The 12,044-nt window shown below is 73.5% G+C and carries 13 protein-coding genes; 3 read left to right on the top strand and 10 right to left on the bottom strand.

The window, feature by feature from the left end:
- Window positions 1-67 precede the first annotated feature (67 nt).
- The 3 genes from AC6I72_RS03580 to AC6I72_RS03570 form a co-directional block, all read right to left on the bottom strand.
- Window positions 68-1,303, bottom strand: a complete 1,236-nt coding sequence (locus tag AC6I72_RS03580; RefSeq protein WP_497999393.1) for an IS701 family transposase — start codon at window positions 1,301-1,303, stop codon at window positions 68-70.
- A gap of 133 nt (window positions 1,304-1,436) precedes the next feature.
- Window positions 1,437-1,961, bottom strand: a complete 525-nt coding sequence (locus AC6I72_RS03575) for a hypothetical protein (RefSeq protein WP_497999391.1) — start codon at window positions 1,959-1,961, stop codon at window positions 1,437-1,439.
- A 146-nt stretch (window positions 1,962-2,107) separates the two neighbouring features.
- On the bottom strand, window positions 2,108-2,653 hold the full coding sequence (locus AC6I72_RS03570; protein ID WP_497999390.1) for a sigma-70 family RNA polymerase sigma factor: 546 nt from the start codon (window positions 2,651-2,653) through the stop codon (window positions 2,108-2,110).
- Between the two features lie 302 nt (window positions 2,654-2,955).
- Here AC6I72_RS03570 and AC6I72_RS03565 point away from each other — a divergent pair, with 302 nt between their 5' ends.
- Window positions 2,956-4,116 carry a CapA family protein gene (locus AC6I72_RS03565; protein WP_497999389.1) on the top strand — a complete coding sequence of 387 codons (1,161 nt, stop codon included), beginning with the start codon at window positions 2,956-2,958 and terminating at the stop codon, window positions 4,114-4,116.
- A gap of 200 nt (window positions 4,117-4,316) precedes the next feature.
- Here the strand turns inward: AC6I72_RS03565 and AC6I72_RS03560 are convergent, their stop codons facing one another.
- The gene (locus AC6I72_RS03560; protein ID WP_497999387.1) at window positions 4,317-5,744 is read right to left on the bottom strand and encodes an amino acid permease; all 1,428 of its coding nucleotides are present in this window, start codon (window positions 5,742-5,744) and stop codon (window positions 4,317-4,319) included.
- 117 nt (window positions 5,745-5,861) lie between these two features.
- Window positions 5,862-6,341 (bottom strand): universal stress protein, encoded by a 480-nt coding sequence (locus AC6I72_RS03555; protein WP_497999385.1) that lies wholly within the window; start codon window positions 6,339-6,341, stop codon window positions 5,862-5,864.
- Between the two features lie 294 nt (window positions 6,342-6,635).
- Here AC6I72_RS03555 and AC6I72_RS03550 point away from each other — a divergent pair, with 294 nt between their 5' ends.
- Entirely contained in the window at window positions 6,636-7,484 is an 849-nt protein-coding gene (locus AC6I72_RS03550; RefSeq protein WP_497999384.1) for a polysaccharide deacetylase family protein, read from the top strand.
- 57 nt (window positions 7,485-7,541) lie between these two features.
- On the opposite strand, the gene AC6I72_RS03545 is transcribed toward AC6I72_RS03550, so the two are convergent.
- Window positions 7,542-8,231, bottom strand: coding sequence for a class F sortase (locus tag AC6I72_RS03545; protein ID WP_497999382.1), 690 nt, complete (start codon window positions 8,229-8,231; stop codon window positions 7,542-7,544).
- A 191-nt stretch (window positions 8,232-8,422) separates the two neighbouring features.
- A complete protein-coding gene (locus tag AC6I72_RS03540; RefSeq protein WP_497999381.1) occupies window positions 8,423-9,208 on the bottom strand; it encodes a hypothetical protein in 786 nt (261 codons plus the stop codon).
- A 60-nt stretch (window positions 9,209-9,268) separates the two neighbouring features.
- On the opposite strand from AC6I72_RS03540, the gene AC6I72_RS03535 reads away from it, so the two are divergent.
- Entirely contained in the window at window positions 9,269-9,712 is a 444-nt protein-coding gene (locus AC6I72_RS03535) for a hypothetical protein (protein ID WP_497999380.1), read from the top strand.
- A gap of 534 nt (window positions 9,713-10,246) precedes the next feature.
- On the opposite strand, the gene AC6I72_RS03530 is transcribed toward AC6I72_RS03535, so the two are convergent.
- From AC6I72_RS03530 to AC6I72_RS03520, 3 genes are all read right to left on the bottom strand, one after another.
- Window positions 10,247-10,672, bottom strand: coding sequence for a hypothetical protein (locus AC6I72_RS03530; protein WP_497999379.1), 426 nt, complete (start codon window positions 10,670-10,672; stop codon window positions 10,247-10,249).
- Between the two features lie 223 nt (window positions 10,673-10,895).
- The gene (locus AC6I72_RS03525) at window positions 10,896-11,660 is read right to left on the bottom strand and encodes a bestrophin-like domain (protein WP_497999378.1); all 765 of its coding nucleotides are present in this window, start codon (window positions 11,658-11,660) and stop codon (window positions 10,896-10,898) included.
- Window positions 11,661-11,676: 16 nt separating this feature from the next.
- Window positions 11,677-11,814 carry a hypothetical protein gene (locus AC6I72_RS03520; protein ID WP_366724514.1) on the bottom strand — a complete coding sequence of 46 codons (138 nt, stop codon included), beginning with the start codon at window positions 11,812-11,814 and terminating at the stop codon, window positions 11,677-11,679.
- Window positions 11,815-12,044: the final 230 nt, after the last annotated feature.

Here is a 12,044-nt window from a genome sequence, read left to right as displayed (position 1 = left end):
CAGGTGGTGCAGGTGCCGGTCCAGCACCTCAGCAGGTCCTGGAGGACATCGAGGACCTGGTAGAGGGTCAGGCCGGCATCTGGGCTTTTGGGTCGAGCCGCCGCAGGGTGAGGAAGGCCTGGGCGGCGGTGACGAGGGTGACGTGGTGGTGCCAGCCGCGCCAGGTGCGGCCCTCGAAGTGGTCCAGGCCCAGACCGTGCTTGAGTTCGCGGTAGTCGTGCTCGATCCGCCAGCGCATCTTCGCCCATCGCACCAGGTCGGCGATCGGGGTGGTGGCGGGCAGGTTCGATATCCAGTAGCCCGTCGGGGCGTCGTGGCCTGCGGGCCACTCCACCAGCACGGTGCGTGTGGGCAGGACGCCGTCCCACCGGCTGCGGCCGCCGCCTGCCGCCTGAGCCGCGGCCAGGGCCTGCTTGCCCGCCGGCCTCACCGTCAGCACCGCGAACTGGGAGGTCATCGCGCCTTTGCTGCCCTGCCGCCAGGTCACCTCGGTGAGCCGGTCAGCGCCAGCCTCGATCGCGTGGACTGAGAGGGATCGTGGCTCGGTGCGGTAGCGGGGCAGGGTCGGCGGCCCGAGCCCGCCATAGGCAGGGCGGTGAGGGGCGACGTCACGGGCATGGGCGATCTCCTTCCCCGTCAGCGCGAGCACGTAGGACAGACCGCGTTCTTCCAGGCCGGCCCGGAAGGGTGTGCTGACCCCGTATCCGGCGTCGGCGACCACGACCGGCGCCTTCAACTGCCAGTCGGCGAGCGTGTCGAGCAGTCCGAGCGCGAGGCGCCATTTCTCCTGGTGGCCGGTGCCGTCCGGGACTCCGGCCCTGCGGCATCGGTCCGGCTCGTCCGTCCACTCCTTGGGCAGGAACAGCTCCCACTCCAGCGGGCAGGAGGCCGTGTCGGTGGCCCCGTGGACGCTGACCGCGACCTGGCAGTTCGCCCGTTTCCCCAACGCTCCGCAGTACTGGCGGGCCACCCCGACCGACGCCGTCCCGCACTTGGGGAACGACACGTCGTCGATCACCCACACCTCCGGGACGATCACCTCGCACAGCCGCCGGGCGATCCGCCGCCGCACCGGCAGCGGATCCCACGGCGACTGGTTCACGAACTGCTGCAGGGCCTGCATGTTGCCGTCCGGCAGCCGCTCGGCCATCGGCTGGATCGACTTCCGACGGCCGTCCAGCATCAAACCCCGCAGATAACACTCACCCCACCGCCGCTGATCCCGCCGCGGCAATGAACCGAACACATCGGCAACGAACTCCGATAACTCGCCCCGGAGCCGTTCCACCTCCCCCAGCCTCATACCAGAGAAGATGCCCACCACCAGCCGAGATCACCCAAGGTAACGAAGCACTACCAGGGACCGGGCGCCTTCCGGGCGACGCGCCGCGCGCCGGCCGGGAGCGAGGGGCGCGGCCGGGGGCGCGGGAGCGCGGTCAGAAGAGGTGGATGGCGAGGTGCCCCAGCGGCAGGCCGAGCTGCCAGGCGGGCGTCCACACCTTCGGCCCCTCGTCCTCGCCCACCGCCGCGGCGCCGTCCGGCACCGCGTCCAGGTCGGGCGCGAGCAGCTCGGTCTCCTCCAGCCAGCGCCAGGCCGCCTCGGCCAGCGCCAGATCGGGGGAGGGCACGCCGCGGGCGTGCGCGTCGGCCGCGAGACAGTCCATCCGCTCGCGCACCCAGTCCTGCCATGGCTGGTCGTACGCCGTCAGCGACAGCCAGGTCTCCAGTTGCGAGATCACCCGGATGCCGGACAGCTCGCCGTCGGTGTCGGACAGGAAGACGGTCAGCGCCAGCGCGTCCCGCCCGGCGCGGAACTCCACCGACGAGGGCGGCATCAGATCACCGGTGCGCAGCAGTTCGTCGGCGATGTACTCGGCGTACAACCAGGCCATCGGGACGACCAGTTCACCGCCGCCGTCCCCGTCGTCCCCGTCCGTGCTCTCTTGACCTCTGTGCAGCATCCCTTCCTGCCTTCCTCCGGTGGGTGCGCGTGGCCCGGCCCCGGCTCCTGGGACACGGCCCCAGCGGAACACGGATGAGAACACCCGATTACTCAACCGTGGTCCACGGCAAGGCGCTTTACGGAGGCTTGACCCGGGGATCCGTTTCACCGCAGGTCGGCCGCGTACCCCGGGAGCACCCTGCGCAGCGCGCGCAGCGCGTAGTACGCACGGGACTTCACGGTACCGGGCGGAATGCCCAGGATGTCGGCGGCCTCCGCCACGCTGGCCCCCTGGAAGTACACCAGCACCAGGACTTCACGGTGGTGCGGAGTGAGTGTCTTCACAGCGCGCCGCACGTCGAGCGCGGCGGTGGACCGTTCGGCGTGGTCGGCGCAGACCCGCGCGTTCTCCAGGACCGTGTCGCCCACCTCGGGCGGCCGGGCCTGCCGGGCCCGGCGCGCGTCGATGGCCAGGCGCCGGGCGACGGTCAGCAGCCAGGGCCGTACGGAGTCGAAGGCGTCGGCGCGCAGCGCCTCCGGGTGCTGCCAGGCACGGACGAGCGTCTCCTGGAGCAGGTCCTCGGCGCGCTGCCGGTCGCCGTCGCACAGCCGCAGCAGCAGCGCGAACAGCGGGCGGGCGTGCTCGCGCTGCAGCGCGGCGAGTTCGTGCTCGGCGGTCGTCGCGGGCGGGAGGGTGGTTCCGGCCGTCATGGCCGTATCGCATCGCAGGGGGCCGGGCGGCGACAGGGCGCGCGCACCGCTGTGCGGCGGACGGTCGATCGCGTCGACGAACGGTGCGACGAACGGTCCGTCAGCCGCCGCCGTCCGCCCGGTGCGCACCGGACGGACCAATCGGGCCACCGCCGCCGTTTGCGACGCGGGCCGATTTCGTACCCATCTGACTATCACCTGTCCGACTGTCACATGTCCGCCGATACGACCGCACTCCCCTCCGCCTTCCGAACGCCGGTGAGGCAGGGCGCGGGTGCGACCGCAACGAGGTGAACCGACCGATGTTCTCACGCCGACACCAGGTGGCCCTGGCCGTCACGGCCCTGCTCACCGCGGCGGCCTCCTGCCAGGCCGACCACCGGGAGCAGCGGCACGCTCCGGGCGCGCACCCGGCGCCCGCGGCCCCGGGAACCCGGCGGGCCGCCGGGTTCACCCTGATCGCCTCCGGCGGCATCCTGCCCGACGCCGCGGTCCTCGACCGGACCGGCTTCGACGCGGGCGGCGGCGGCCACGACTTCCGGCCCATGCTGGACGGCGTCGCCCCCGCCGTCCGGCGCGCCGACCTGGCGCTGTGTCACCTGGACGCCGTCCAGGGTGCCGACGGCGTACCGAACGGAGTCCCACCCGGCACCTACCCGCCCGAGCTGGCGCGGGACCTCGCCGCGACCGGCTACGACGGCTGCGCCACCGCCTCCGGACACACCCTCGACGACGGCGCCGACGGGGTCCGCCGCACCCTGGACGCCCTCGACCGCGCCGGTCTGCGGCACGCCGGATCGGCGCGCACCGAGGCCGAGGCCCGCGGCGCCCTGCTGCGCGCCGGTCCCGCGCTCGTCGCCCACCTGGCCTACAGCCAGGAAACCGGCCGGCCGCTGCCCGCCGGACAGCCGTGGGCCCTCCGCCTGATCGACCCCGACCGGATCGTGGCCGACGCCCGGGCCGCCCGGCAGGCGGGCGCCGACGTCGTCGTCGTGTCCCTGCACTGGGGCCGCGGGCGGTCCGCCGGCCCCGACCGGCAGCAGACGGACCTGGTGCGCCTGCTGACCGCCGCACGCAGCGGGAGCCGCCCCGACATCGACCTGATCCTCGGCACGGGCGCCCCCCTCCCGCAGCCCTACGAGAAGGTCGGCGGAACGTGGGTGGTCTACGGCACCGGCGACCAGATCAGCGACCCGGCGCCCGGCAGCACCCCGCGCGATCCGCGCACCGGCCAGAGCACCCTGGCCCGCTTCACCTTCGCGCCGCCCACCCGGCCCGGCGGCCGCTGGGAGGTGACCCGGGCCGAGTTCGTCCCCGCGTGGTTCGACCCCGACGCGGGCCGGGTGGTCGACGTCGCCGACGCCATCGACCGGGGCGCCGGACTGCAGGCCGTACGCGACCGGATCCGCGACGCGGTGCTCGCCCGGGGCGCGGCCAGGGACGGGCTGGTCATGGGCCGGTGACGGCCGGGCACGTGGGGACGGACACCGGCCCGCGGGGCATGCCCCGTCCGCGGCCGCGCCCGCACGCGGTCGCGCTCCGCCCGTGGGACCGTGCCCGCCAGTGAGGGCCGTGCCCGCCGGTCGGGGCGGTGCCCGGCCGTCGGGCCTGCCCGCGCCGCCGGTCAGGCGCTCCCGCCGCCGTGCGGGACGCGCGCTGCCGGTCAGGCGCTCTCGTCGCGGCGCGGGGCCAGCGCCGACCGCTTGTACGAGTAGCCGAAATAGATCACGCAGCCGATCAGGAACCACACCACGAACCGCACCCAGGTCTGCCACTGCAGGAACGTGATCAGCCAGATCGAGAAGACGATCCCGAGCGCCGGCACGAACGGCATCCACGGGGTGCGGAAGGCGCGCGGCAGATCCGGCTGCTTGTAACGGAGCACGATCACCGCCGCGCACACCACCACGAACGCCAGCAGGATGCCGATGTTGGTCAGCTCGGCCGCCTCGGCGATCGGCAGGAACCCGGCGATGACCGCGGAGGCGGCCCCGACGATCCACGTCACCCGGGTCGGCACGTGCCGGGTGGGGTGCGTCTTCGCGAACCAGCGCGGCAGCAGCCCGTCCCGCGACATCGAGAACCACACCCGGGTCACGCCCAGCATGAACGTGAACATCACCGTGAGGATGCCGATGATCGCGCCCACCGCGATCACGTCCGCCAGCCGGTTCAGACCCACCGACTTGAACGCCGTCGCGAAGCCGCTCTCCTTGTCGATGTCCTTGTACTTCTGCATCCCGGTCAGCACCAGGCAGGCCGCCACGTACAGGACCATCGCGATCGCCAGCGAGTAGATGATCGCCTTCGGCATGTGCCGCTGGGCGTCCTTGGACTCCTCCGCCGCCGTCGACATGGCGTCGTACCCGAAGACCGCGAAGAACACGGTCGCCGCGCCGGTGAACGCCCCGCTGACCCCGTACGGGAAGAACGGGTGGTAGTTCGCGCTGTGGATGTGGAACACACCCACCACGATCACCACCAGCACCACGATGACCTTCAGCACCACCACGATCATCTCGAACCGGGCCGCGTTGCGGATACCGAGGTTCAGCAGCCAGGCGATGAGCAGGCACAGGACCGCCGCGAACAGATCGACCCGGTGCCCGGACCCGGTGCCGGGCGCGCCCAGCATCCAGGCGGGCAGGTGCGCGCCCATGTCCTCGACGAGGAAGCTGAAGTAGCCGGAGATGCCGATGGCGACCACCGCCACGATCGCCGTGTACTCCAGGAGCAGGTCCCAGCCGATGAACCAGCCCGCGAACTCGCCGAGGACCGCGTACCCGTAGGTGTAGGCGGAGCCCGCCTTCGGGATCAGCCCGGCGAACTCCGCGTACGACAGCGCGGCGCACGCGCTGGCCACGCCCGCGATCAGGAACGAGACGAGGACGGCCGGACCGGCCGTGCCGTTGGCCACCGTGCCGGCCAGTGTGAAGATGCCCGCGCCGATGATGCCGCCCACGCCGATGGCAGTGAGCTGCCACAACCCGAGCGAACGTTCGAGTTTCGGTCCCTCGCCGGCTTCCGTCTCCTCGATGTGTTCGATCGGTTTACGGCGGAGAATGCCCTCGCCCATACGGAGCCCGGCCATGCGCCTCACCTCTTCGCAGACGGCAAACGGCTGACGGCGGATCATGATGGCCCAGCGCCGCCGGGTACGGAAGACGCCACGCACGCCCCACGGGCCGCAGGGCCACGGCGCGCCCCGCTACGGGACCACCGTCACCGGCCACCTTCCCGCCTTCACCAGGCGCACCGCCACCGAGCCGATGATCCGGTGGCCGGCCTGCTCGGAGGCGCCGACGACCACCGCGTCCGCCTTCAGCTCGTCGGCGGCCTTCACCAGGCCGTTGTACGGATCGCCGCGGAAGGTGTGGAACTCCCAGCGCACCTCGAATATCCCCTTCAGCCGCTCGGCGGACTCGCGGATCTGCTGGACCAGGTCCTCGGCGATCTCGTCGGTCGTCTCGGCCACCGGCGCGCCCATCGCGGCCCCCGCCGACATCACCGGCTGCACGTACACGACGGCCAGCCGCGCGCCCTGACGGCGGGCCAGACCGGCGGCGTAGGCGGCGGCCCGCATGGAGGAGTCGGAGCCGTCCACCCCGGTCACGATCACCTTCGGCCCGTCGGTTCCCCGCTCGAACCGGTGCGCGTGCCGCTCGTGCTCCTCGTGCTGTTCCGTCACGCTGAGTAGCTTATCGGAACGTCTTCCTCCGGGGCCTTCCCGGGGGACCCCGGAAACCCGCCGCGTGCCTGCGGCGCAGGCCCCTGCCGTGGGGCGCGTGCGGTGGAAGACCGTCGGACGCCGCCGTTCCCCTGGTGCGCCGCCGCCGCCGAGCGGGGCGGCGCGGCGGCCGGGCGGGTCACCGGACTCCGCCGATCGGACCGGACGGGACCCCGGCCGCCGCCAACTGGGCCGGGCGGGTGCTTTCGTGCCGCCGTGCCGGTGCCGTCGGGACCGTCCGGTCACTGATGAGTCATGCAGAAGGATCAGTTGTTCACGCGGCGCCGGGCCTTGCTCGCCGGGGCCGCCGCCCTCGGTGCGGCAGGCGCGGCCGGCACGGCCGCCGGCCTGCTGCTCTCCGGCTCCTCCGGCACCCCGGCGGCGCCCCCCGCCCCCGCCGCGGGCCCCCAGGCGCGCAGCGCCCTCAAACCCTCCGCCTACCGGCTCCGCCCGCTGACCGGCGACGTCCCCCAGCGCGCCCGGCCCCTGCCGACCACGATGCGCACCGCCCCCATCCTGCGTTTCTCCGGCCGGGGCAACACCATGCTGCTCACCTTCGACGACGGCCCGAACCCCGACTACACCCCGCACGTCCTGGACACCCTGGCCAAGTACGACATCCGGGCGACGTTCATGGTGTGCGGCGAGATGGCCGACTGGAACCGGGACCTGCTGGCCCGGATGGCCGACGAGGGCCACGTCGTGGGCAACCACACCTGGACCCACCCGCTGCTCACCCAGCTCAGCCGCAGCGAGATCCGCGACGAGATCGAGAGCACCAGCGACGTCATCGAGAAGGGCTACGGCGAGCGGCCGCTGTGGTTCCGCGCCCCCTACGGCGCGTGGAACCGCAATGTCTTCCAGCTCAACGCCGAGATGGGCATGGAGCCGCTGGCCTGGACCGTGGACAGCCTCGACTGGACCACCCCCGGCACCAGCACCATCGTGCGCCGCGTCGAGCGCGGCGCCGCCCCCGGCGTCGTGGTGCTCTCCCACGACGCCGGGGGCGACCGGTCGCAGACCGTCCGCGCCCTGCGCAAGTACCTGCCCAGACTGCTCGACGAGGGCTACCGCTTCACCGTGCCGCGCCGCACGTACACCTGACGCGGAACGGGCCCGCCCGGCCGCGGACGCCGCCGCGCCGGGGCCGGCCCGGGGCGTTCAGCGGACCTCGGCCAGGCGGGCGAAGACGACGACGTTGCCCTGATATCCGGTCTGCTTGGTGTAGTCGCCGCCGCAGGTGATGAGCCGCAGTTCCGGGGTGCCCTTCGAGCCGTACACGCGGTCGCCGGGGAAGTCGCTCTTCTCGAACACCTCCACGCCGTACACCTCGAAGACCGCCGTCTTTCCGTCCTCCCGGTGGATCTCGACGTGGTTCCCTTTCTTCAGGGCACCCAGTCCGTAGAAGACCGCCGGGCCCATCTTGTTGTCGACATGTCCCACCACGACGGCGGTTCCCTTTTCCCCGGGCGTGACGGCGCCGTTGAACCAGCCGGCCAGATTCGGGTCGTCCGGCGGGGGCGCGGCCACCCAGCCGTCGGAGTCCACCCCGACCGGGGTGATGGGCGCGTCGACCTGGATCAGCGGGATCCGGACCCGGTCGGGCACCGACTCCGGCAGCGACGGCCCGGCGGTCGGGTCCACGGCCGGCGCGGCGCTGGGCGGACGGCTGACCTCCGGGGCCGCCGCCTTCGCGGGCTGCGGCGGACCGGCGTCGAACTCTCCGGAGCCGTTGCGGATGAGGGCGAGCCCGGCGAGCAGGACCAGCGCTATCACGCCCCACGGGGCACGCTTCCGCCGCGGCTGCGGCTCCTCCTCTTCCACGATTCCGGACAGCCCGCTCGCAGACATTCGCCATCCCCTCTCGATGCGGCCGCCACCGCGTCGTTCGCGCACAGCAGCACGCTAAGTCCCGTGTACGGAACCGGCGACGGGGAGGGCGCGAACGGGTGGCGGGCCGTATTTCCGTGCGCCATCCGAGTCGCGCCGTACGGGGGCTTTATGACAACCGGTGACCTGCGGCGATATCCAACGGGGTGAATTCACCGGGGGAATGGCTCACCGGGTCGGACGAGCGCCGAAATGCGTCCCTGAACTGGGCATCCGAGGGTTTTCCCGGAGGTGCTTTCTCGCCGATCGACCGGGTACGGGCCCCCGGGGCGCCTTCCGCGGAGGAACACATGTCCATCACTCGCACCCCTCTGGCGGTCCTGGTGGCCGCCGTCGCCGCCGTAGGGCTGGCCGCCCCGGTGGCTGCAGCGAAGGGCGGCGACGCCCCGGGCGGCTGGGACGTCGCGCCGGGCAGCGGCCAGGTCGGCGGTCCGGGGAACGGTCAGGTCGGCGGTTTCGGCAACGGTCAGGTCGGTGGTCCGGGGAACGGTCAGGTCGGTGGTCCGGGGAACGGTCAGGTCGGCGGTCCGGGGGGCGGTCAGGTCGGCGGTCCGGGGGGAGGGTTCGGCAACGGTCAGGTCGGCGGCCCGGGGGGAGGGTTCGGCGGCGGGCAGATCGGTGGTCCAGGCAACGGGCAGGGGGGCGGGTTCGGCGGCGTCGGAGGGGGGCCCGGCGGCGGTCCGGGTGGGGGTCAGGGCGGCGGTCCCGGAGGTGGCCCGGGGGGTGGCCCGGGCAACGGGCCCGGGGGCGGGTTCGGTAACGGCCAGGTGGGCGGCGGGCCGGGCAACGGCCAGGTCGGTGGTTTCGGCCGGGGGCCGGACCGGGGGCCGCGGCACGGCCACGGCGGTGAGTTCGGCCATGGCCACGGCGGTGAGTTCGGCCGTGGTCACGGCGGCGAGTTCGGTCAGGGCCACGGTGGCGAGTTCGGTCAGGGCCACGGTGGCGAGTTCGGCCGCGGCGGCGGGCCGGGCAACGGTCCGGGGGGCGGGTTCGGCGGAGTGGGAGGCGGCCCCGGTGGCGGTCCGGGCGGTGGCGCCGACGGCATCCGCAACATCCAGGCCCTGCCCGGTGCGATCGCCCGCGGCGGGCAACTGGCGATCACGGTGCAGGGCTGCCGCACCGGCGGGACCGCCGTGTCGGGCGCCTTCGCACGCACCCCGCTGCGCCCCTTCAACGGCGCCGGGGAGATCGCACGGGTCGTGGCGACGATCCGTCAGGACGTCCGGCCCGGCACCTACGAGATCACGGTCGAGTGCGCCGGCCGCACCCTGACCCGCCCCGGGGCGTTCACCGTGGTCGGCGGCGTCCGCGGCGGGCTCGGCGGCGCCTCGAAGACCGGCGCCACCAAAACGGACGTCGCCATCGGCGGCGGGCTGCTGGCCGCGGGCGCCATCGGCGGCGGCGTCTTCTGGACGCGCCGCCGCCCCCAGAGGCGCGGCTGACGCCCGACGCGGCAGGTGCGGGGCGGCTGACGCCGTGGTTCCAGGGGATGACTGACGCCCGACGCGGCAGGTGCGCTGCCGACGCCTTGGTTCCAGGGGTCGGTTGACGTCCGGCGGCGAAGTGCAGTGCGGCCGGCTCTTGTTTCGAGAAGTGTTCCGAGAAGGGTTCTGAGAGAGGGCGGAGAGAGAGCCCGGGGAGGATTCGGAGAGGGCCCGGAGGGGGCTCAGAAGCGCGGCCGGCGCTGCGACTCCGTGCGGCACGGCCGTCGCCGGTGCTCCCGCCCCGGGGCCGCCGGTCCCGGTCTCCGCCCGGTGCGCAGGCCGGGACCGGCGGCCCCGGGGACGAGCCGCCCCCACCTGGCGCTCTCCGTGTTCCTCTGCCTTCTGTCTTCTGCCCTCCGCCCACTGCCCCCTTGGGCGTCCGTCCCCCTCCTCCTTCTCTCGCCCCGCCTTCCCCTTCCCGTCTCGTGAACATGTCTTCGCCCCGGACCCGCGCGGGTCCGGGGCGAAGACACGTGCCGACGGTCGGCGGCGTCAGGCGACGCCTTCCTCGCCGGTGCGGCGGCGCGACAGGTAGTACGCCGCCCCGACCGAGCCGGCGATGAGCGCCGTGCCCATGCCGACCTCCTTCAGGTCGAAGCCGGCGATGGTGCCGCCCTCGCCCGCGCGGACGCCGTGCTGGAAGTGCTCCGGCTTGCCCCCGCCCCGGCCGCCGCGGCCCCCTTCGTCGTCACCGCCGTCCTCGGAACGGCTGCCGCCGCCTCCGCCGCCGTACGAGCGGCCCTCGCCACCGCCGCCGCCGTACGACCGGCCGTCGCCACCGCCGCCGCCGTAGGAGCGGCTCTCACCGCTCCCCCCGCCGTAGGAGCTGTCGCCGCCGCTGGCGACGGCCGCGGGTGCGGAGAGGGTGAGGGCGCTGAGCCCCAGCAGTGCCGCCGAAACAACGCGTATTACGCGCATCGTCAATCCTCCGGTCCCCGAGGAGCAGCTGCGGACCTCTTCCGCGTGCGCCTGAAATGCACCTCGATGATCGAAACGCTAGGAAGATGTGCAGCGGGGCGCGATCGTACCCGGGCGAACGGGGCAACCGTGTGGGCCGCACAGGGGACGGCGTTCCTGCGGCCGGGGGACGTGGGCGTGAAGGCGCGTCAGGCCCCGGCGGCGCCGGGAGGGTGAGCGCCCGTCAGCGGGTGATGCCGGGGAACATGTCCAGGAAGGGCGCCGTCGACGACGCGAGCCCCCGGCTGTAGGGCGCGTCGAAGTCCCAGATCAGGAAGAGGAGGAAGGCGATCAGGGCGGAGAACAGTCCGGCGAGGACCAGCTCTCTCGGGGTGCGCCGGATCTGCAGCACGAACACCATGCCGATGGTGACCACGGCCCCCGCGATCAGCCCGAACCACACCACGCCCGGCATCGTCGCCCCGGTGGAGTCCGAGCGTGCGGCGCGGGCCTGGTCGGCGGCGGTGACCTGGTCGACGAGCGGCTGGTAGGCCTGCGCCTCGAAGTCCGACTTGGGCTGGTAGTCCGAGACGTCGGCGCGGATCTTCTGCAGCAGTTCGTCGCCCCGCTTGGTGACCTGGCCGTGGTCCACCATGCTCTTCCACTCGGTGGTGACGACGTGTCCGACATAGGCGTTGACATCGGACCGGATCCGGTCACGCACCTCGGGCGGGTAGACCCGGACCCGTTCGGAGATCTCGTGCAGGGCCTGGGCCTCCGCCTGGACGTGGTCCTGGGCGGCGACCCGGGCCTCCCAGACGCCCGCGATGGCCAGGCCCAGCACGATGGCGTACACCACGCCGATCCACATCGTCATGTACTCGATGACGTCGGGCGTCTCGCTGGGGTCGTCGTCCTCGGTCACCGTGCGGTGGCGTACGAGGGTGATGACGACGACCACGGCGCAGGCGGCGAGCATCGCCAGGACGAGAACAAGCCATTCCGACAACGGGTGCCTCCAGGGGTCAGCGCGGACGGAGCGCGGCCACGGCGACCAGGGCGGGCACCGCGATGAGCAGGACGTAGGTGATCGGTGACGGGGCGCGCCGGGGCGCGTGTCGGTGCGGCTGGGTGTGGTACCGCGGGTAGGTGACGGGAGTCACCGAGGGGCGGGGCCGGGGCGCCGGGGTCGGTGCCGGGGTGGGTTCGGGCGGCGGTGTACGGGGCGGAGGGGGCGCGGGCGGCGGCGTGGGGCGGGGGGCCGGGGCCGCGGGGGCCGGCCGGGCCGGGGGTGTGGGCCGCGGCTTGGGCGGTGGCGTCGGCCGGGGCGGGGGAGGAGGCGGCGGTGGCGTCGGTGTCGGCGTGGGGGTCGGGCGGGGTGGTGGCGTCGGGG

It is taken from the genome of Streptomyces sp. Xyl84 (assembly GCF_059731885.1).
This window is presented reverse-complemented; position numbering and strand designations above follow the sequence as displayed.